20 protein-coding genes and 3 pseudogenes are annotated in these 19,592 nt (G+C 47.4%); 5 read left to right on the plus strand and 18 right to left on the minus strand.

Annotated features, from left to right (window positions below; genetic code table 11):
• Positions 1–114 precede the first annotated feature (114 nt).
• The 7 genes and pseudogenes from AC6I8T_RS25935 to AC6I8T_RS25965 form a co-directional block, all read right to left on the minus strand.
• Positions 115–501: a contact-dependent growth inhibition system immunity protein gene (locus AC6I8T_RS25935; protein WP_208726946.1), complete on the minus strand. Its 387-nt coding sequence runs from the start codon at positions 499–501 to the stop codon at positions 115–117.
• Positions 498–767 (minus strand): annotated as a pseudogene (locus tag AC6I8T_RS25940) (polymorphic toxin type 28 domain-containing protein); the annotation flags it as partial. The gene AC6I8T_RS25935 and the pseudogene AC6I8T_RS25940, both read right to left, overlap by 4 nt.
• Positions 768–892: 125 nt before the next feature.
• Positions 893–1,192, minus strand: a complete 300-nt coding sequence (locus AC6I8T_RS25945) for a hypothetical protein (RefSeq protein WP_208726947.1) — start codon at positions 1,190–1,192, stop codon at positions 893–895.
• A gap of 478 nt (positions 1,193–1,670) precedes the next feature.
• Positions 1,671–2,298, minus strand: a pseudogene (locus AC6I8T_RS25950) (VENN motif pre-toxin domain-containing protein); the annotation flags it as partial.
• A gap of 208 nt (positions 2,299–2,506) precedes the next feature.
• Positions 2,507–2,917: an Imm63 family immunity protein gene (locus tag AC6I8T_RS25955; RefSeq protein ID WP_208726948.1), complete on the minus strand. Its 411-nt coding sequence runs from the start codon at positions 2,915–2,917 to the stop codon at positions 2,507–2,509.
• A 1-nt stretch (position 2,918) separates the two neighbouring features.
• Positions 2,919–4,688 (minus strand): glycohydrolase toxin TNT-related protein, encoded by a 1,770-nt coding sequence (locus AC6I8T_RS25960; RefSeq protein ID WP_208726949.1) that lies wholly within the window; start codon positions 4,686–4,688, stop codon positions 2,919–2,921.
• 233 nt (positions 4,689–4,921) lie between these two features.
• Positions 4,922–5,512 (minus strand): annotated as a pseudogene (locus AC6I8T_RS25965) (DUF2913 family protein); the annotation flags it as partial.
• Between the two features lie 291 nt (positions 5,513–5,803).
• Between AC6I8T_RS25965 and AC6I8T_RS25970 the strand changes: the two are divergent.
• A complete protein-coding gene (locus tag AC6I8T_RS25970; RefSeq protein ID WP_208726971.1) occupies positions 5,804–6,205 on the plus strand; it encodes an H-NS family histone-like protein in 402 nt (133 codons plus the stop codon).
• Positions 6,206–6,316: 111 nt separating this feature from the next.
• Here AC6I8T_RS25970 and AC6I8T_RS25975 read toward each other — a convergent pair whose 3' ends face one another.
• The 4 genes from AC6I8T_RS25975 to AC6I8T_RS25990 form a co-directional block, all read right to left on the minus strand.
• A complete protein-coding gene (locus AC6I8T_RS25975) occupies positions 6,317–6,613 on the minus strand; it encodes a hypothetical protein (protein ID WP_208726972.1) in 297 nt (98 codons plus the stop codon).
• Positions 6,614–7,300: 687 nt separating this feature from the next.
• Positions 7,301–7,519: a hypothetical protein gene (locus AC6I8T_RS25980; RefSeq protein WP_208727108.1), complete on the minus strand. Its 219-nt coding sequence runs from the start codon at positions 7,517–7,519 to the stop codon at positions 7,301–7,303.
• A gap of 489 nt (positions 7,520–8,008) precedes the next feature.
• Positions 8,009–8,590, minus strand: a complete 582-nt coding sequence (gene repA / locus AC6I8T_RS25985; protein ID WP_497834805.1) for a plasmid replication initiator RepA — start codon at positions 8,588–8,590, stop codon at positions 8,009–8,011.
• 100 nt (positions 8,591–8,690) lie between these two features.
• A complete protein-coding gene (locus tag AC6I8T_RS25990; RefSeq protein ID WP_497834806.1) occupies positions 8,691–9,524 on the minus strand; it encodes a DUF932 domain-containing protein in 834 nt (277 codons plus the stop codon).
• A 630-nt stretch (positions 9,525–10,154) separates the two neighbouring features.
• On the opposite strand from AC6I8T_RS25990, the gene AC6I8T_RS25995 reads away from it, so the two are divergent.
• A complete protein-coding gene (locus AC6I8T_RS25995) occupies positions 10,155–10,688 on the plus strand; it encodes a DUF2778 domain-containing protein (RefSeq protein WP_497834855.1) in 534 nt (177 codons plus the stop codon).
• Positions 10,685–10,900, plus strand: coding sequence for a hypothetical protein (locus tag AC6I8T_RS26000; protein ID WP_497834807.1), 216 nt, complete (start codon positions 10,685–10,687; stop codon positions 10,898–10,900). Before AC6I8T_RS25995 ends, AC6I8T_RS26000 begins: the two co-directional genes overlap by 4 nt.
• A gap of 104 nt (positions 10,901–11,004) precedes the next feature.
• Here AC6I8T_RS26000 and AC6I8T_RS26005 read toward each other — a convergent pair whose 3' ends face one another.
• The 5 genes from AC6I8T_RS26005 to AC6I8T_RS26025 form a co-directional block, all read right to left on the minus strand.
• Positions 11,005–11,571, minus strand: coding sequence for a DUF5983 family protein (locus AC6I8T_RS26005; protein WP_497834808.1), 567 nt, complete (start codon positions 11,569–11,571; stop codon positions 11,005–11,007).
• Positions 11,572–12,377: 806 nt separating this feature from the next.
• Positions 12,378–13,655 (minus strand): DUF4034 domain-containing protein, encoded by a 1,278-nt coding sequence (locus AC6I8T_RS26010; RefSeq protein WP_497834809.1) that lies wholly within the window; start codon positions 13,653–13,655, stop codon positions 12,378–12,380.
• Between the two features lie 452 nt (positions 13,656–14,107).
• Positions 14,108–14,317 carry a hypothetical protein gene (locus AC6I8T_RS26015; RefSeq protein WP_208726975.1) on the minus strand — a complete coding sequence of 70 codons (210 nt, stop codon included), beginning with the start codon at positions 14,315–14,317 and terminating at the stop codon, positions 14,108–14,110.
• A 140-nt stretch (positions 14,318–14,457) separates the two neighbouring features.
• The gene (locus AC6I8T_RS26020) at positions 14,458–15,036 is read right to left on the minus strand and encodes a hypothetical protein (protein WP_208726976.1); all 579 of its coding nucleotides are present in this window, start codon (positions 15,034–15,036) and stop codon (positions 14,458–14,460) included.
• A 58-nt stretch (positions 15,037–15,094) separates the two neighbouring features.
• The gene (locus AC6I8T_RS26025; protein WP_208726977.1) at positions 15,095–15,442 is read right to left on the minus strand and encodes a hypothetical protein; all 348 of its coding nucleotides are present in this window, start codon (positions 15,440–15,442) and stop codon (positions 15,095–15,097) included.
• Between the two features lie 388 nt (positions 15,443–15,830).
• On the opposite strand from AC6I8T_RS26025, the gene yidI reads away from it, so the two are divergent.
• Complete coding sequence (gene yidI, locus AC6I8T_RS26030; RefSeq protein WP_208726978.1) at positions 15,831–16,277, plus strand: inner membrane protein YidI; 447 nt, start codon at positions 15,831–15,833, stop codon at positions 16,275–16,277.
• An 862-nt stretch (positions 16,278–17,139) separates the two neighbouring features.
• Here the strand turns inward: yidI and AC6I8T_RS26035 are convergent.
• Positions 17,140–17,424, minus strand: coding sequence for a hypothetical protein (locus AC6I8T_RS26035; RefSeq protein WP_208726979.1), 285 nt, complete (start codon positions 17,422–17,424; stop codon positions 17,140–17,142).
• 292 nt (positions 17,425–17,716) lie between these two features.
• On the opposite strand from AC6I8T_RS26035, the gene AC6I8T_RS26040 reads away from it, so the two are divergent.
• The gene (locus AC6I8T_RS26040; RefSeq protein ID WP_497834810.1) at positions 17,717–17,965 is read left to right on the plus strand and encodes a hypothetical protein; all 249 of its coding nucleotides are present in this window, start codon (positions 17,717–17,719) and stop codon (positions 17,963–17,965) included.
• Between the two features lie 746 nt (positions 17,966–18,711).
• On the opposite strand, the gene AC6I8T_RS26045 is transcribed toward AC6I8T_RS26040, so the two are convergent.
• Entirely contained in the window at positions 18,712–19,548 is an 837-nt protein-coding gene (locus AC6I8T_RS26045) for a hypothetical protein (RefSeq protein ID WP_497834811.1), read from the minus strand.
• Between the last annotated feature and the right edge of the window lie 44 nt (positions 19,549–19,592).

Here is a 19,592-nt window from a genome sequence, read left to right on the forward strand (position 1 = left end):
TCAAGGCGTAAAAGAATTCTGTCTGAATTTAGTTCTTTCAAAAAACCTCCTGAATTAGCTGCTGAAAGATAACTGACTGATAAAATAGTAATCCCGACACTGTAATCGTTTTTTTCATATGGCTATTTGATTTAGCTTTAAAATATCATTTTTCAGGTCACTGTCTATGTCTTGGAGACCTAAGCCGTTTATAAGGTTCTTAATTCGGATAAACGTCTCTTTATGATCCTGCAACTCATCCCCTTTTATTGTTGCTAGGGATGCGATGAGTTCACCATCATATAGATCCCCGATCAGGGGATCTTCTGTCAGAACGTCTAATATTGCTGGCATCAGTTGATCAACACATACGTTCTGCCGAACCGCACGGCAGAGATCTCCTACTTCCAGGCTTTCCAATGGAACATCAAGAACGCTCTCGAACCATGCTTCAAGAGAAGACTGCTGACTAGGGTTCTTCCTTGTATTAATGTTTCCCACAAGTTCGCGAAATGTCGTCATATCCCATGTCCTTTCAGCGCTGATTCAATTTTATTGTTAGCCTCAGTTTCTCTGCCATAGTCGGCCTGGGCTTCAGGGTTATTGACGTTTTTCAGAGTTCTAGCATGATTCCTTAATCCTCTGAGTGTATTTTGCATTTCCTGCATATGATCCCAATAGCCACCGCTATCTTTAGGCACAGGGTTTCCATCCATATCCTTAATAGTTCCTGTTATATTATGCTCCTTCAGAGCATTTTTAATTGTGTTATCAATCTTCCTCATAGAGATCAAAAATAGAGACTGCGGACCCTGAATTCATTATTTTCTCCCGCAAGGAATGTCTGTATTACCATTTGGACGTTTTGTTAACGCAGCCACTATAATTCGTAACGGCAGTTAAAAGTTTCTAGTTAATCAGAAAGTTGTGCTTTTTGCCAAATGTCGTCTTTTGAACTCCTCCAGGCACACCATCCCAAAGGAAGGTCAGCTAAAGCAGTAATAGAATGATCAAGATCAACAATACTTTTCAGGCTAACTAAGACAGCATCATTCTCACTCAACGGAGTAATCTGATTAGTATGAAATTGCCATGCGCCATCAACACTATCATGAGAAACATAAGCAATCCATTCCCCTGAGGAAATTATCTTCCTATTAACAATAACTGCTACATTTGGAAGATCATTAAATTTCCATTCTGAATTTTGCATTACGTTTCACCTCAATGATTTGATTTTTGCCTATATTGTTCTCGGGACAAAACTTGAGCATTATTATAACTATTTGTTCCCTGCCCAATGTTAGTATTTGCAGGGTTTCTGGGCACAATATGATCGATTTGTGCCTCATTTGACGGGGGGGAACGCCTGGCTGACTCTTTTGTGGCATGACCAACTCCTGTCCATCAAGATCAGATCGTAGCACCCCACCATTATTTTCCATATTTTGTTGATAAATATTAGCTTTTTGAGTACGTGTAAAGTTTTTTCCTGGGCCAACTGATGGTGAATCGGTCAAATTGGAATATGGTCCACCTCCCGCACCAACAGGAACTCCTACACCCAATGGATACGTGATAGGGTCGCCTTTCTCATCACGTTCTGGCTCCAACCCCGGATTGATTGTATATATCTTTATGTGGCCATTGCCAGTTTCTCTATCATGCTCAGCTTCATCGTGATCAAAAGGACTATCCTCTTTGAGCGCATTTTTACCCGCCTGCGCCCCCGCGACTGCGCTGCGTGTACCCCCCGCCTGCAATACCCCCGTCCAGTCCTGCCGCCAGTGTACTCAGCGTGCTGATAGTCTGACGCTGTTCCTCACTCAGGTCGGCCCGGTCAATACCCGGATACAGCTGCTGGGCAATGTACTCTCCCGTCACCGCCCCGGCGGCACCTGACAGACCGTTGTTGCCCGATGCAGCAGCTACCACGGCACCCAGCACTGCGTGTGCCATCAGGTTCGCCGTGGTGTTCACCACTTCGTTGCCATTCGCATCACGCGTGGTCGTTTTATCGTGGATAATGCTCGCCAGATACGGTGCTGATGCTCCGGCTATCGCAGCGGTCAGGTCTCCTCCGGCCAGCAGAGTACTGGCCATGTTGCCGACAAATTGTCCTCCCAGGCTGGCACCTGAACTGAGTCCAATCCCCTGATGCTCAACGTTGTAATCGGCTTCATTGTGGATATCGGTGAACCCAAGCGTGCCGGTATCCAGGCGGTTTTTATCTGCTTCGGCCTGGCTGGCGATAACTGCCCCGTTCAGCTGAGTGTGATTCCCCACCATGATGTCAAAGCCACCTTCACCCGCGTAAATGTAGCGGCGTGATTTATCCTGCTCCTTTTTATGACAGGCAATCCAAAAGGGGTATTAAGCGATAAGAAAGATGTGGAACGGATACGGCAACGTCTTCAAGCGTGTTATTTTCAACAGTATTGTCAATATGCCTGTTAGCGCTGTCGGTGTCGCGGCTGAGCCCCAGACGACAGGCAAAAAATCCCGGTTCAAATCTCGCTGGCCGGGATTAAAGTTTTAAATTATCCTTAAAAGGATCTTGAACAAGTATTTGATTAAATTTTTCCTTAGCTTTCTCTCCCCATTCTGATTTGAGCTGAGAAAGGTATTCAATTACTTTTCGAAAAATAAGACGTCGAACATCACATCCTTCAATCCTATGATTTAACTCATAACTTACTGCCATCTGATGCACAACATCGTACATAATCCAAAAAAGCAATTCATCTGGCGATGATGTTTTCTTCCTGGAAAACTCATATCCTCTCTCGGAGTAAATATAATTATACTCATCATTTTCCACAGATAAGTAAGGACGACCATCATCGAATGGCGATGTGCCAACTATACTCTTCGGAGCATGGATTTTCTCACACAGAGAGTTAACGATTTTTTGAATTTCCTCTATCGTCACGGACATATCAATGAATCTCCTTCAAGTAACCATTATCTATCAACCATTGGACATTAACGCGTTCAGTCATATTTGGTAAAATTTGTGTCCCACCACCGACTTGTCCAAACGCTGGCGCGATTGTTCCTTGGATGGCTGGAAGGGGTTTTATTACTTCATATTCATGATAACCGTTAGCTTGTGATCCTGGGGCAAGGGCACATTGTTCATAAGGAGTATCTTTCGGCGCAAGAAATGAACCATTGCTATCACCATATCGATCTAATGTTGTTCCTACAGGAATAGTCGTTTTAACTGGTTCTCCTGAAAAGTCCAAATTCTTAGGCCAATCCCAGCCACCATCAGCATTCTTAAATCTGTCGTAGTAAGAATAACCTCCGGCTTCAGCATCTGTAATTGCACTTGAAGAGTTAAGGTTGTTAGGTACGCTTTCTTTAACGATACTCTCGCCTAATGCACTAATTTTATTAGCAGCCGCAGCACCCAACACTGGCGTCATCGAAGCCGCTACTGTCTTCATCCCGTCATAGGTTTGGACATAGTTCTCTGCCGCCGTCTTATCCAGACCGAACTGAACCATGACATAGTTCACCATCGCATCCTTCACCTGCTGCTGATTCTGAGCATCAACGCTGGTGATATTAAGCAGGTTCACAATCTGGCCATAAGAGTCAGCATACATATTACTGACTTTGTTATTGTACTGTCCGGTTTCGTATTCACTTTTGGCCGAGATGACTTCCAGCCTGGCTCCGGCACAGCCCGCGCTTGCAGCTTTACCATTTCCACAAGCATCCATCACTTTCTGGTCGCGACTGATATCCAGTTCCGTTAATTCAGCCACCTTTTTCTGCGCCGCTTCACGTTCCGCAGGGTCGCTACTGTTAAGTTTCTGTTTCGCTATCTCCAGCTCCGTCTTCTCACTGACGTGCAAATAGTTATTCTCAACCGCATTCTTTCCGGCCACCGCCCCGGTACCTGCACCCAACCCTGAATCCGATACCAGCCCACCTGCCAGCCCCGCCGCTATCTGGCTCAGAGCACTGACCGTCTGCTTCTGGCTTTCCGTGAGATCGCTTGGGTTTTCCACATCGGGATACATCGATGCCACTATTGCCCGCGCCATCAGCTCACCACCGGCTGCTCCGGCAGCACCTGCTGCGGCACTGTTCCCCGCCAGCTGCGCCAGCACCGCCCCGGCCACCGCGTGCGCCATAGTGTTTGCCAGCAGGTTGGTTTGTTCCTTACCGTTGGCGTCATAGGTGGTGGTCGCTTTCTTTATCGTGTTGGCGATATACGGTGCCATCGCCCCGCTCGCCGCCGCACCCAGGTTACCGGCGCTCAGGCCACCCAGCGCCCCGGCCACCGCACTGGTGACCATCGAGTAAGTCCCGCCCGTCCCCCAGTCTGCCGCCACATCCTTATAGCTCTGGTCCTCCAGCACCTTGTCGTGCAGTTCCGTCTGCGTCAGCGTCGCGTATCCCGGATGCTCTTTCAGCAGACGGTCAGAGGCTTCTTTTTCCGCTGCATTAAGTTTGTAGGTTTTGATGTCACCCGTTACCCGCTGGGCCAGCTCCTGCACGCCCTGGGTGAACGCCATCTGGTTTTCGACTGTGTCTTTGTCGAAAATCTTACCGATGCTGCCGTTGGCACTGTCGGTATCACGGCTGAGGTCAGCCACATCCTGCGTCTGGTTCTGCGTATCGCGTACCGTAATGGTGCCGTCAGCGACCGCCGAACGGGTGGTGCCGGATGCACTGCCCGACACGTTGGCCATCGTCGGCAGGAAACCACCGGAGAACCGTTCGCCCGGTTTCTGGCTGCCGTCATAGCTGCCGCTGAGGCCGACTGAAGCGCTGCTGGCGTGGTACCATAGTGCAGCCAGGACAGATGCTGCCCGCCTGGCAGTGTCAGACCGGTCAGGTTACTCAGTTCATCCCACGCGTAATCGACAGGACCATTCACACCTGAAATAACCAGGTCTGGGATATGAGCCCGTGCGTCAGCGTGAGCTATCAGGCTGAACACAGACGGTCCGTTGTCACCACAACTGGCGGTAGCACTCCAGTGACAACGATTAAGCAGTTTCTCCAGAGCAGGAATGTTTCCGGTGAGTTTTGCCGTCAGAGGGGCAATCTGCATTCCTTCATCATTGAATGCGACATCAAGAACCGTGCGGGAGAGATAGATACCATTGACGGCTGGATTCATTATGACAGCGTGGCGACCTGTCCACTCTTTATCGCTGAGTAATCGATAGACCCACTGCATTTCTTTGGCCGTTTCGATGGCACAGGTTAGACGAAACAAATCGTGCTGTTTTGCCAGCCCACCGCTGCATGAACGCCAGAGATAATCGAGTTTATGCCGTAATCTTGCTCTTGTTCCGAGTAACCTGCCCTGCTTAAGCAACCACTGAATATCTGTTGCCAGCTCACGCGGGAAGCGATGCTGCTTCAATGCAGTAGCAAGCCAGCGTGTGAGGAAAATATTTTCTTGTGATTATGATCTTATCAGACCGTCACACCTGGCCAACTGTAGAGCAATTAGCCCGCACCAGGCCAGATGACCTGTTTTTTCAGTTATTGATTCAGTGCTCAAAAATTACATCTCCATGTAATAAATGTCTCGGTAAAACGCAGCAGGTATAAAATGTAAAGATTATGACAGATAAAATGAAATAAAAACCACACGTATAGACAGGACACGACACTTGTTCGAGACGGAAGTTTGTATATAACCCGATATGTATAGACATCACACAATAAGTTTCCGTCATGATTTTTTACTTCTCTGAATTGTTCATTATCAATATACTTAATGACAGGCTTAATTCTAAAACATAAAGCTAACTCTTTTCTGAATTTAACGACCCAGATCCTGGAGATTTACATGAGTGAGTCACTTAAGGCTTTAAATAACATCCGCACACTGCGCGCACAGGCTCGCGAACTGGCATTAGCTGATCTTGAGGAAATGCTTGAGAAGTTCAGTGTTGTGGTAGCTGAACGTCGTGAAGAAAGTCATGCAGAAGAAGCCGCCGAGCGTGAGAAAGCAGAAAAACTCGCTAAATATCGCGAGCTGCTTCTGGAAGATGGTATTGATCCCACTGAATTGCTGGGTGCTTTGCAGGGAGCAGGTAAACCGCGTGCAAAACGTGCCCCCCGTCCGGCTAAATATAAATATACTGACGAAGACGGCCAGGAAAAACACTGGACCGGTCAGGGCCGCACTCCGGCGGTGATCAAAGCGGCAATCGATAGCGGTAAATCTCTGGATGATTTCCTCATCTAAATAGTCTTTCGATGTGATGTGGGCTAAGTGCCCACATCCATTCATCTCTAAAACGCAAAACTTCATCATCGTCTTAATTTATTCTTCAGATATTCCTTTTTCTGCTGTGATTCAATAGCGCGGTGTTTTCGTGCCCCGTTTACCCGTATAGGGATTGTAATTTCCTTTAGCACTGAAGTTATCATATTGAGTATTGTCTTTATGTGTCCGCATGTATGAAGACACATGATTTCCGTTGCTGCGTGTATAGCTACTGACGTGATCGTGCCAGGCGCTGCTTCCTGTTCCATAGTGACCCGAGGCAGACGAATGGTATGAGCCAGTGGACGGTATATGATAGCTATAGCCCCTGGCGTGAGCAGCACCTGCTGCTGCAAGCATAAGTGCTGTGATAATCAATTTTTTCATAACACTATCCTTTTATTTATTTATGCAATTCATCATTGTTAATGACATTAAAAGTGTCTGTGGTTTTTATATCCTGCCTTAGCCCTTATTCCTGGCCCATTTGTATACGCTGACCTGAAAGGCTGAGATATGCAGTCCTGTTCCTGGCGTTTTTGAGTGTGGGTTACAGCATTTGAGGCACAAAGGCCATATTTTCGGGACAGCAGACTGCTAAGCCATACGGACTAAAAGCGCACAGTAATTATTGTGCGCCGACGGAGTTGGCCCGGCAAGGCAGAATGCCGCCGCAGGGACGTATCTCCGCGTAAGCGGGCCGACAGGGCCGCATACGGGCGTGTTACTCAGGTCGTACAGCTACAAGACGCGCAGCCAGCTTCAGATTATAGTTACATCATACATTTTCAATGCAATAACATAACGGGCCTACGGCCCGGGCGTGCCGCTTCTCAGGAGGTTCATGCGGTCTCATGTCAGAGGTTTGCACGATTTTTGGTGGAGAGGGGCATAGTGGTTGCAGAAGTGTTCCTGTCATATGTTATGGTGTTTATGTTTGTTGTAACTAACCTCAAAGTAAGAGTATACTGTTACTGGAATTTATTATACGAGTTCCTCCCCTGTCTTCTCTTATCATCTGTATTTGGCCTTCTGTTATCCCGCCCAAATCACATCATGCAGAGAGCCAATTTCTTACATCTGAAATGTATTCCCTTTACCCTCCCCTTCAAGTTCCAGTAGCAATGAACTCAGCACGCGACAGGCCCCCCCTTTCACCAGGCGATTTAAACCGGCATTCAATGCCTTGGGACTGTCTTCATGGAAAATTTTGGCCAAATCGCGAGTGGTGAAGACATAACGCCCTTTCTTATCGAATGCGTTTAAGCGCTCAACGGCTCTCATTTTGTCCATCAATAAGTCCTCGCGAATACCACACAAGCATAATATTCATGTAAACATAAGCGGAAGACATCTACCAGGTACACATGAATACCACAAAAATATAGTATTACCGTGAACTTGATAACCCCCTCTCCTCCGTAATGCTGCTGAACATCTTCTAATTCTTTTTAGATTCTTTCATCTGACTGAAAGTCAGGAATGTATTGCCAGTAGCAACATCAACGAATGCCGCTATCGTGATTTCGTCGTTTGCAGATAAATGTGTATAACCCGATGTTGATGCATTCAGCACCCGGCGTGTGTATCGAAATTCGTCCTTCGAACGTTTTAAAAGCCATCGGCCTGACCAGATAACTACGATTTTATCGCCAGCGGAGGTGGTAAAGTCATGTTTAAAAATCAGTGGGTGGGTTCAGGTGTGCGTTCACATCCGAGTCCAAGAAGATTGAGGTTCTGCCAGACCAGCCGGTTAAAACTGTCACTGTCCATATTGAACAACTAATGGTTTGGCAGCGTCCTGATCAGCCATGACGATATCGCCTGTCGACGCTCATCAATACGCAAGGGCGCCAACCGTTTTCTGCGCTTGCCGCGTACGGATCGGATATGTCGATGACGAAGCGTGTTAATCAGCGCGCGTTCATACCATTGATGACGCACTTCACGTACAGGCATTGATGTGCCAGCCTCAGCTTTGCACTCCCCTTCTGTCTCGATCCGGGCATTGCGTTGCGCAAGCAGCTTATCCATATTCACGCCGCACAGTTGCCAGAAGCGGTCCGTGAGTCTGATATGACGGGGCATCCAGTATTTCTCGATCGGATCCCATTCAAGCTCCGGCATTTCGATAAGGCCAAACCAGGCGAGTTCCGGAATTAACCGGGACAGACGTGATGGCTCAACCCGTGTTTCAGGAACCACGTTCCTGTCTGCATCTTTCGGGCTTAATTCTTCTGCCAGCCGCCCGATGTTGACCGTTACAATCCAGGTGGCCCGGTCTGGACCATGCCGGAATACAGACCAGCGTGAAGGCGATTCGCGAAATCCTGAATGCACGTAAAAAAACTGCGGGGCGCGCAACCGCTACCCGCAGAAACAACAAACCAGGGCCAGGTCAGACATCACAGCAGGCCTGATCGTGGTCAGTGCCGGGCGGAGATATGCCCCCGCCCGACAGGGATCAGGACCTGATATCTTTCATTTTCTCAGCCATCTCCCACAGCGCCCGATTCAGTTTTATATCACCATCAATCCCCGTCACCGGTCGCGTGCGCTGCGATTTTCCTTTCGCCGTTCTTCCCCATAATCCGCCCTTCGTCAGGTTTTCCTGCACACGCTGGTAAGTCGTCCAGAGATTATTTGGCCGATCCTCTTCACGACGTATCGACAGCACATCATCCGGACTCAGCGGGATATGTTTTCCCTCCCCCCTGTCGTCATATTTCCAGTTAAGGGCCGTTTCCGCGAAAATCCGCTGTTCCTCCGGATTAAGTGCGATGTTTTTCATCTGCTCACTGGAATCGCGGATGCCGTCAAAAATACCCAGCACTTCATAAGCGCCCTCGATCACCCTGCCGACGACATCACCTTTGTGTGGCACACGTACCTCCCCGAACGTCTTGCCGCAAACCATGCCATTCATGCAGACGAACCGAAACATGCCGGGGATCATCTGATAGCTGCTGCTCCCGTCGTGGCTGTTGAGGAGGATAATTTCCGGTACTTCGCTGCCCGTGATCTGACCTTCACGACGCAGGCGCAACATATGTTTTGTATGCGCACGCTTATCCGCATTACGCACGCGCGTCTGACAGGCAAAGAATGGCTGAAAGCCTTCATGGCGTAAGTTATTCAGCAGGGTGATGGTGGGAATACAGGTGTAGCGCTCACTGCGGGACTGATGCTTATCTTCCGAGAAAACACTCGGTACGTAGCGCATCAACTCATCATTGGTCAGCGCGCGTTCCTGACGGATTCCGGTGGCAGAACGAAAAACAGAGGCTAAACGGGCCATATTGACTCTCCTGAGTGGTTTTTAAATGACTTTCTTCTGGCGTTGTCCTTTTGATGGTGTGTTGCCATCGCGGAAGGCCGCTGCCGTGAAAATGACCAGACCCGGTCCATCAGGGATGAACACAAGGGTGCTGACAAAGCCGCAGCGCAAGCGAACGACCACAGGGAGGGAGTGCGAACGGGTGAAGACAGCAGGCGCAGCCTTTACCCTTGTGAGTATCCCGGACCGGGTTAGCGTCTTTCACGGCAGAGGCAGTCCGTGATGACTTCCGGAAACTAAAGGAGAGAACGGGAAGTTAAAACGGGCAACGCCCGTTTCCCTAATGGGGCGGCGCAGGCGTCAGCCTGCTGCAAGCCTGGTGGTAAGATTGCGGTGAGAGTCGGACAGACAAACAGATCATGTTGCCCTGTACTTTTATACCAGGAGCGGAGCTCTTTCGTGGCAGCATCAGACCGTTCGGAATGTTCTGAGAAAGTACGCCCGAAAGAGGAAAACCGGATAATTGACGGCCATAAGATTGTCTGTTGTGTAAGATATTGTTTGCGTTGAACAAGCCAGAAAATCTGTCATCGTTAAGCAGCAATGAATGCTGTCGATTACGACCTCATGACAATTACAGGAGTTTCACTGATGCAGATCTGCATGATGGACTATGGGAGGTTATCCCCGGATGGGAGGACACTTAAGTTGATGTGTTATGGCGTAGGGTCTTTTGATGTTTTGTCCGGTATTGAAAAATACATAAATAATCCAGACTGCTCTGATCATGAAAAAGCCGCAATCCCGCCCGGGACATACTGGATAGTAGACAGGCCACAGGGAAGCCTGTTCAACCGGGTAAGGGCAGAAGCCATTGATATGGCCCATTTATACAGAAATCACCATTCAGAGTGGTTTGCGCTGTATAACAGCCACACAATGAGCGACCACGTCTTCGTTAATGGGGCGCGTCGCGGAAGTTTCAGACTGCATCCTCTTAATACTGATGGTTCTGGTGTGTCCTGGGGATGCATAACCCTTTACCGGGCAAATGAATTTCAGGTCCTGAGGCGTACACTTCTGAGCAAACCTAAAGTGCGCGTCCCGGGTGGAAATGGGTTGATGGCTTATGGTCGGATTGATGTTCGTGGTGTCCCGGACTTTTCAAAGTGTGATGTAAGATGAAGATAATTGTTTTTTTCGCGGTTCTGATCGCAGGTGTTTTACTGATACCAGATAGCGTAATTGGCTCTCTGGTTGATCACCTGAATATTATTCAGGGAGATGGCGAAGAAGGGATGAATAATTTCGACTTTACGGTTCTTATAATCAAGCTGGTTATATCTGCATTGGTAGCGTTGTTTGTTTTAAGGTTCTTCCGCAAGGACTTACCTTGATACTAACCGCATCAATGGCTGCTGTTGTTAATCCTGATATAGCGTTGATATGAAGATCGGACAGCAAAAGGCCCACCATCGATGGGCCGGGGAATTAACAACGCTTACCATGTGAAGGTTTCGAAAAACTCCAGCTCGTCACCCAGGGATGAAAAATAGATCATACTGACCCTGCCCTTTTTATGGCAGGTATGAATCAGTTTCCGTGCCTGCCGGGAGAGCCCTTCTCTTTTCAACCGCAGGATGGGAAACGATACGGCATCCAGCCTGATTAAATACCCAAACCCGGTCGCCAGAATCCATTCATTGTCTCCATATACCTCACTGAGATAGCAGAGAATGTCATTGTCTTCTCTGGTGATATGAGCAGTGCTGCACTCCAGACAGGTCAGGATACTCCAGTCCGGTAAAGTGACTGTTTTTCCCCATCTAAGTGGTTCAATAAAATCACTCCATTGCCATTCAACGTTATCAGGGACGTTGTATGAGAGTACCTGCAACGGCAGGCCCAGCGTCTCAGCCAGCCGTTTACCGAGATCAGTTAATATGTCATCACTCCGGGTGAATTCAGCCCACGCCAGTCGTTGTCCATGTAAAAAGACTGCTTCATACCCATTACTCAGGGTAATAATGGTCACACCATAGGGTGCATTCACGGTAAATGTCTTCACGTCCTTATTCCTCCAGGATTTTGCCTTGCGGCTTATTCCGGCGTTCCTCTTCCGGTCTGGACCGGTTGCGAAACGCCCCTCATTGCGCAGACGCCCGGGCAGCGGAACGACCGGCTGCAAGGGAAGAGGACTGATTTTTTAGGCTCTTTGAAAAAATCTGGCCGAAAGCAGCTTGCTGCGACCCTTGTAGTGAGGGAGAGAACGATGCCAGTCTGCATTAAGCAATGAGGGGCTTTCGTAGTGGCCTTGAGGGGTAAAGACGGAAGTTGACCTGGACGTTGCCATCAGATCCCAGCCGACAGGACCAAAACGCTTTTACGATTTGGCAGAGTCTGGCGGCCACTATTCCACCGCCAGACGAAGGGGCACCGCCGACGGCAACACCGGGAAGCAGTCCGGGCCATAAGGAAATATATCAGAGAGTTATGCTACCGGAAGAAGTTATTGATTATGCGCCCAGGGCTTTAATAATCAGCGTAGTTACGGCTGCCACAGCCCCGACCATGCCAGTGGCGATGGCAACGGGATACCAGGGCAGCAATCAGGCAGGGCTACCCCTGCCTGGTAACCGGATCAGATTTCCCCACTGTCCTCGTAATAACCGCACTCACAATGGTGGATTCTGTAATACGTGTTTATCGAGCCTTCTGCTCGCTCCCAGGAGCGATAAGACGCACCGCCGGCACAACGCGGGCACTCACAGATATCCGTATCATCATCAAGTGTGTCACCAGGCGCCATACTTCCACCAAACGCACACACACCAGGTCTTCGATCCGTTGCAAGGACGTTCTCAATTCCTGGCATCACTCTGAAGCCCGTATCGAACTACCTTCGGTCTGACCTTCAGGAAAAATACCAGATAACGGAAAGTTCGCAGCTAGCGCATTATATAAAACTTCAACCTGAGATGTCAGGTTACGATATCGTGTTTGCCTGGAGAGGTCGTCAAAGACTTGCAACTCATCTTCAAACTCATAAATCTTCATCATGGAGAAGAGTAAATTGAAGACCTCAGTTGCCCGGTAAAAGATGATCCAGGGTGAGGAGAGTCTGACAATATCATGTAATGATTGATAAATACTCCGCACCATCGCCTCGTTTGAGGCCAGGCGGTCGGCAGGCATAGTTGTCAGAACATGGTAACAAAAATCAATATATTCAAATCGGGTCAGAGAGTCTTCTTCAGCACTGAGGTGATCATTAACGAACTCGACAAATTGTTTCTCACTCTTTTCCAATGCTTTTCGTAAGTTGATCGATGGCAGGGTATTATAAGCTGTTAGTCGATCGTATTCTTTCTCCCGTTGTAATGTTTTCATCTGCAACGCAGATAAACCTGAGCAGTAATCACTTGCCAGAAATTGATTAACTTTCTCATATTTTTCATCACCATACCATCTTGACGACAGAAACCTGATGACCGTTTTTCTCGACTCAATATGGTCTGGTACGGTTGTCAGGATGGACCTCAACCAATAGAGTGGAATGAAACTCATTTCTTCTTCAGTCGGGGCCGGTAGGGTTATGTTGATCGTCCCTTCCGGAAGTCGATATCCGGCAAATGAAAATATATAATCCCTGGCTTCTGGATTGTAATCGGTGCAGGAGAAGTTAATCGGCTGATTGACGGAAAACTCCAACCACTCAGGCATACCAAATCGACCTGACGCTTCTAATAACTTATTAAAGGCCGCGACACTTTCAGGATTGAATTCGAGTGCCTTAAGCGCCCAGTAAAAGAACTGGTCGTTGGCAATACTCAATCGCATGCGTTGCGCGGGAGTAACGCGATCTATGGTTTTTATGCCACGCTCATTGGCGGCGGTCATGTACCAGAAACCTGCAATGAAGTCATAAGGATAATAACTCTGCGGCATTTCCTGCTCCCAGGCATGAAGTTGTTTCAGAATCTCATTTGCATCTTCAACCTGAGGGTTAAAAAGGAACTGAATCTGCAGAACCTTATGTAAATCTTGCCCCTTCAGCTGTGCAAACAGCAACTCAAGGTTTTGGTAGTTCCTTTGACTTAAATTACGTTTTGCGTGCTGTTGTAAGTCATATATTTCAACGAGAGATTGCATGAGTAAACGTCCTGTTCCTAAATCATGATGTCATTGTATAAGTGCGAAAACGCCATGTTCTTAAAAAATGAGGAATTAAAGGGATAGTTCAATAAAACAAATATGTCTATGGGGATCATCTGATAACACTTAGTGGTAACCATTGATTATAATCAGACAAATAAATTACTCACACAAATTCTAAATTGACCGAGCCACCTGACCTATGCAGGAAATGTATACCCATATGTTTATTGAAATTTACTGGAATTAATAACCTGGCCAAACGCCATAAGATTCCGCAGGGTGAGATCGCATTAGCAGCTAAATATAGAGGTTTATTATTCAAAACAGCGCAGTCGAGAGAGAAAGAAACGATTCAAAGGCCTGCCAGGAAATGTCCTTAGCAAGCCTCGTATTTCTATTCAGACGATCAAGAAAACATTCAGGCTAAAGTTCCATTAGAGAGGAAATCAACACTCTTTTTTCTTAACATGATCCCATATTGCGCATGCCAGCATGTGAAACAGGAAAGCCCATGCAGCCAGAAATGCACATCCCAATAACCCAAAGTAAAAAAGTAAATTCGGTACACCACCACAAATTATCAGTGTTGCTGTGAAAACGAGCACACACCAAAACCCTTTTAATACATAGCCAGATAACGCTTTAAAATCACTCATTCTGTAATATCCAGATAGCTTTGCCGGTCATGGCCATCATCTTCAGTCCCGCAGGATGATAACAAACATAACAGATAATAATATGCCCTGAACCATACATAACTGGTTCTTTTTGACTTTTTTGGTTCAGGGGGTGCTGATTAATTGTTAATGTGCGAGGCTACGCTTTTAGCAACTTGTACTGCCACATCATCCCATGCACTCTCAAGGATGCCTGTTGCAGAGGTCCCACCAATAGTGGGATCTTTCTTATACGAAGAGAATTGCTGGGTCCAGGTCTTACCATTCAGGTTAAATGATGCATTCAACGTAACTTTACCAACATCTATGGCCGGAGTGATATTGAACATACCTGCCGAGTACTCAAATCCAGAATGAGCCTCAAGTATGGTAATCGTCAGGTCCTTACCATTTGGAACCAGGTCGGCATAGGTAGAAATTGCCTCTTCAATGCGTGATGACAGAGCAACACCCGTTGGTACTCGAGTACGAGAACCACCACCAACAAAGCCATCTGAACCCTGAATATCAATTCGTTGCGGGAAGTCAGCTGGGTTCCATGTGATAGAAAGTCTGGGTTTCTCTCCCTGAATCTGTACCGATTTCATATCGGTGATTGATGAATATGCGAGACGATTATTGAATGGCAGACTTATTGCACACCCCGAGAGCCCAACAGCCATAAAAACAATGACAGCAGAGCTTAAAAGCTTTTTCATCTTCAGTTCCTTGAGTGATAAATTGTTATAGAGTTATTTTTTAATATTCAGAGAGAGGTTAATTGCAGCCAAATCGATTGCAGTTCTTTGAAAAGTAATTTCCGTTTGTATCCCTGCCATGAACCGAATAGTTACCATTGCCGTAACTGGTTGTCGTACTATTCCAGGTGTTGCCATTAGCAGCAGTGCCGTGAGTTTCCGTTTGATTACCGTATGAAGTACTACTTTGGCTCCAGTTATTGCCCGTACTCATATTGCTACCCTGAACATTGGTTGTATTGCCAAAACGCTGTACGTGGTAAGTATTGCCAGAGTTATCATTGCAGGTCTGATATGCGTCAGAGCCAAAACACGCAGCCCATGAGGCGATAGGGAAAAACAGCAAAGCCAACGAGATCCTTTTCATTGAAAATACCTGTGTAAATATTTTGAAAATTCATCTTACCCTGATTGCATTTTCACTTCACTACTAAAATTTTGAGCCCACCCCGAAATCATTAAGTTTTATTTATGGATTGAAAAGGCGGTAATATATGCGTTATTCTCTCTCTTAATGAGAGATGACTCAGGAAGTGTCGATAATGCGCTAGCGCTATATCGCATCAACATTCTTCAGGAACCTCTGATGATTCTAAAGATGCACCTATAGTTTATGGCAACATAAAATGAGAGGCATTTTTCCAATTCATTAATTTTTGATATTCATTTTAGAGGTGCCAGGTGGATGATGTTGTTATCTACCCGCAAAGATTGATATTTTCCTGAACAACATAATGCAATAACAGGGAGGTTTGATGAATACACTATCGCAAAGCAAGTGGAGTTCAGCGGGCATGATTTTAGGCGCTGTGGCCCTGATGCTCAGCGTTTTTCATTTTACAGTAGGCCCTTTCACCTCACCAACGCAGACACTTGAACACATTGTTGCTCACAAAGTTTCTGCCGTTAAAACGGGCATTATTGCCGGTCTGAGAGGCGAAGTCCCCCCTGTTACTGACAGAAGATCCACGCCTGATATCGATGCCCTTCTCGACAATGCCGGAATTGGAATGGCAATCATTGCGCTGCTCTGTGCTTTTATCGGTGGTATTCGTAAAGAGAGCGCATGGAGTGTCAGTGGTGCCATGCTGTTTGGTGGCAGTACGCTAGCGTTCTACGCCTTCCTACTATATGTCGGGCTTATCTGTACGGTGCTGCTGATATTCCTGGTCGTTTCCTGGTTCGCTGGTCCACCGGTTTAGCGAGCATATTCTTCGAAACCAAATCGAATATCCTCAGCGGTCAGCCCCGATTGCTGACGGAAGCCAGACATCGACAACGAATCAATGGCGCTTCCGCGCATGAATGAATCAGACAAGGTATGAAAAGAACAAAAGTATCTAAATCGCTATCCGGGATATTCCGGATAAAGAAAACAAACTCCGCAAAATGATCTCGTGGGAAAAAACATCGCATCTAAAATGCGCCGTTCAAATTGCTGACTCACTCAATACCGATGCGGAGACATCTGCAATGAATGATTGCTGGCTTCAGAGTATTTAAAAGAAAAGTCCTTTTTCGAATCCCTTACCTCTGATAATCCCCTGCAGTTTTTAAAAAAATTATCTGCTGAACCAGAGGAAGGTGGAGGCAGGCCGCGTCGACGTAGGCGCAACGTCTGCTCCACCAGCAGGGGAAGCCTGCCAGGGTTTATCCGGTTGCAAAGCGGTTAAGGGGCTTTGCGACCCAGCGCCCTAAAGATGGTGACGGCTTCCGGATTGCTATCCGCAAATACCATCAACTGCGAACCCGGTATCAGGAAACCGTGCCGGCCTAAGCCCGTAACGGCCCTACCCTGTGGTGTTTCCAATCTGAAGATTGCGGTGTACGGTATTTCCTTATCAGTCTGAAGGTCAGTGAGGATGTCTGTTACTGCAAATCACCCACCTTGCCGGGCGCGGTCACCCTGCATCCGATATTTTTAACGCCATTTTTCCCGACCTCACCGTAAACCGCATTGCCGTCACGTAAAATCTGAATGGCACCACCGTCCCCGCCACCAGCAGGATGGGGGAAAGAAAGATAAATGCTTCCGGCTTTGCCTGGCTGGATTGCGAGGATCTCTTAGGCGTGCTTTTCAGGGGTTAACTGGTCAAATGTCGCAACCGTACCCTCATCAACATACGTGACCGCCGTTACCATAAGATACCCGGTAACGGATTCAATTTTTCCACTTCCTTTACAGTTAATCCCGACAGTCTCAGAAATCCGTTTACCCGTTTTCTCTGCGGTCTTAATGTGTTTAATAAAGCTCAGGGCCGCGTCAGCGTCAGGCGCGGGCGGTGCAGCAAGGGCAGGAACAGAGACAACGCCTACGGCCAACATTACAGCAACAACAACTCCCCTCATGATACCAACTCCCTGACTGGTTCAGTTCGAATCCGCCACTTTTGCGGTTGTCTCTTGCAGTATCTGCGGATCAATTCAGACATGGCTGCGTCAATATGTATAGCGCCGTTTCTCTCCGGTTCGCAAAGGCCAGGGTCAGCCCTTTCGGTTGCTTATCACAAACAGAACAACTTATTAATAATATCCTTACACCACTGTTATAGAGGCATCCGGTTTTCCATTGTGTTACGTACGTTAATCTGAGTTTTCAGACCAGAGAAATTAAGTCAGCCGACCCGGAGAGGATAACGCGATGACACCTGTTGAATTTAAAGAAAGGTTAAGCCGCTGGCCCGGCACATCATTCACGCACATTGAATGGGAATTGCATAACAATCAGTATGAAATTTACGCAACGGGAGACTGTCATTTTACACGGAGTTGCTTATTCCTTTGCCGGGTGCCTACTGAACGCCAGTCACGCACGCTGACCAGCAATTTCCGGGAATGGCTGCCGCGCATCAACAGGATATTAAGGAAGGAAAAGAAAAAATATAGCTGATTCCAGACTCCCTATACTGTTCACCGAGACCTTGCGTATCCGGCAGTAATTTCGGATGATCCAGCATCCCGGCACTATCTGAGAAATCCACAGCCTGCCTGTCAGCCACCGCCGGCAGGCAGCATGACAGCGACGCGCAGTAATATCCTCAATTTACGGTTGCAGGAACATATTTAAGAAGTGTAGAACTGTCAGTGTTTGATTTACTGACACAAACAGGGAGTGTTATGACAAACAAAGCCATTTACATGATTCATCGCCCCAGTCCTATGTTAGGTCGTTCGCCTCTACAGGGAGGTTTTTTCCCCTACAAACTTACCGAAAAGTATATCGCAGCCCTTCAGAATGAACTTGACAGGTCAGCCCCTGGATGGACAGTTTTCGCTGACGACACCGAGTCAGATATTAATTTACTGGCAGAACGAAATCCCACTCTTCTCGTTTGCGCTCCCGGTCTTCGGTATCAGTTTTACCATCAGGGATTCGACGAAGATAAAATCATCTGGTTGAGCGTACTGGAGTATGCGTCTGCTGATCCTGAATCCGTAATCAAGAGACTGAGAGAACTCGCCTGTTACGGTTCATAACTGCACGGATACAAATCTCCTCGCTCATAGCAGATCGTATCTGTATTCAGCCTTTATGTTAGCTTGCAGATTAAGAGGTAATGGTATGAGCACCTCCCACTACATGAAAGTATGAGATGCCTTCCACTACGTAGTTATCCGTAATGTCCCCTGAGTATTTTAAAGCCAGTTTGACTCAAGGCGAGATGCCTTAGCACTGAGGCAGACGCATGAGTTGAACTGATAGCTGTAAGAAAGCACGAACCGGTTATCAGGGCTGTCCAGGTACGTATTGTTGTCCATGATAAACGTCAGCAGATTGAATGACTGATGTTCGGTCAGTTTGACTCCTAATCCAGCACCGCCAAAGTAGCCTTCATAGTTATCACCATCGTCGTTTTTGGAACCGTATGAACCTGCCGCAAATGCGATTATCGTCAATGAGGGTGAGAGCGGTCTGAGGGTAAAGACGCCAAGATAGCCACTACTTCCTGAGGTGGTAATCGTGTCATAGCCAAACTCAGGTGAAAGGGAGTCCGCAAACTGAGGTGCGACACAGGAGCCATCTGATTTACAGCCTCTAATTTCCCCGGTGTTATAGGTATAACCCGCCATGGGGAAGATCTGAAATCCAGCCGGAGCAATGCCAAAGACGCTGAGAGGAATAAAGGTTCCTACCGAGTAGTTTGTCTGTGTTGCGCCATTGGTGTATTCATTTTTCCCAAAATTGAAATTCACAATCCCCACTGGAAAAAGCCATGACCCACCTATGCGCCATTCGCTGACATCGCTGTTAATGCGTGCATTTAGTTTACGGGCCTTATCCAACGCAACCGAACCGGAGAAGGAAACGTTGCTGTCGTCCATATCATAGGTGTCTGACCATGAGACGCCGAGTTTCGTCGTCACTTTGGTCGGGTCGTCGTCGAGCTTTTCAGGTTCATCACTCGCGGCCGCCGCCAGTGCTGGCAGTGACATCACTATCACCAGAATAATGCTGCTATACGTTGCACGCATGATCTCTTCTCCTGCGGCTTTGCCTTCAGTCCTGAATAAGGGGG

Source organism: Pantoea sp. X-Soil-OKNW-556, assembly GCF_059730695.1.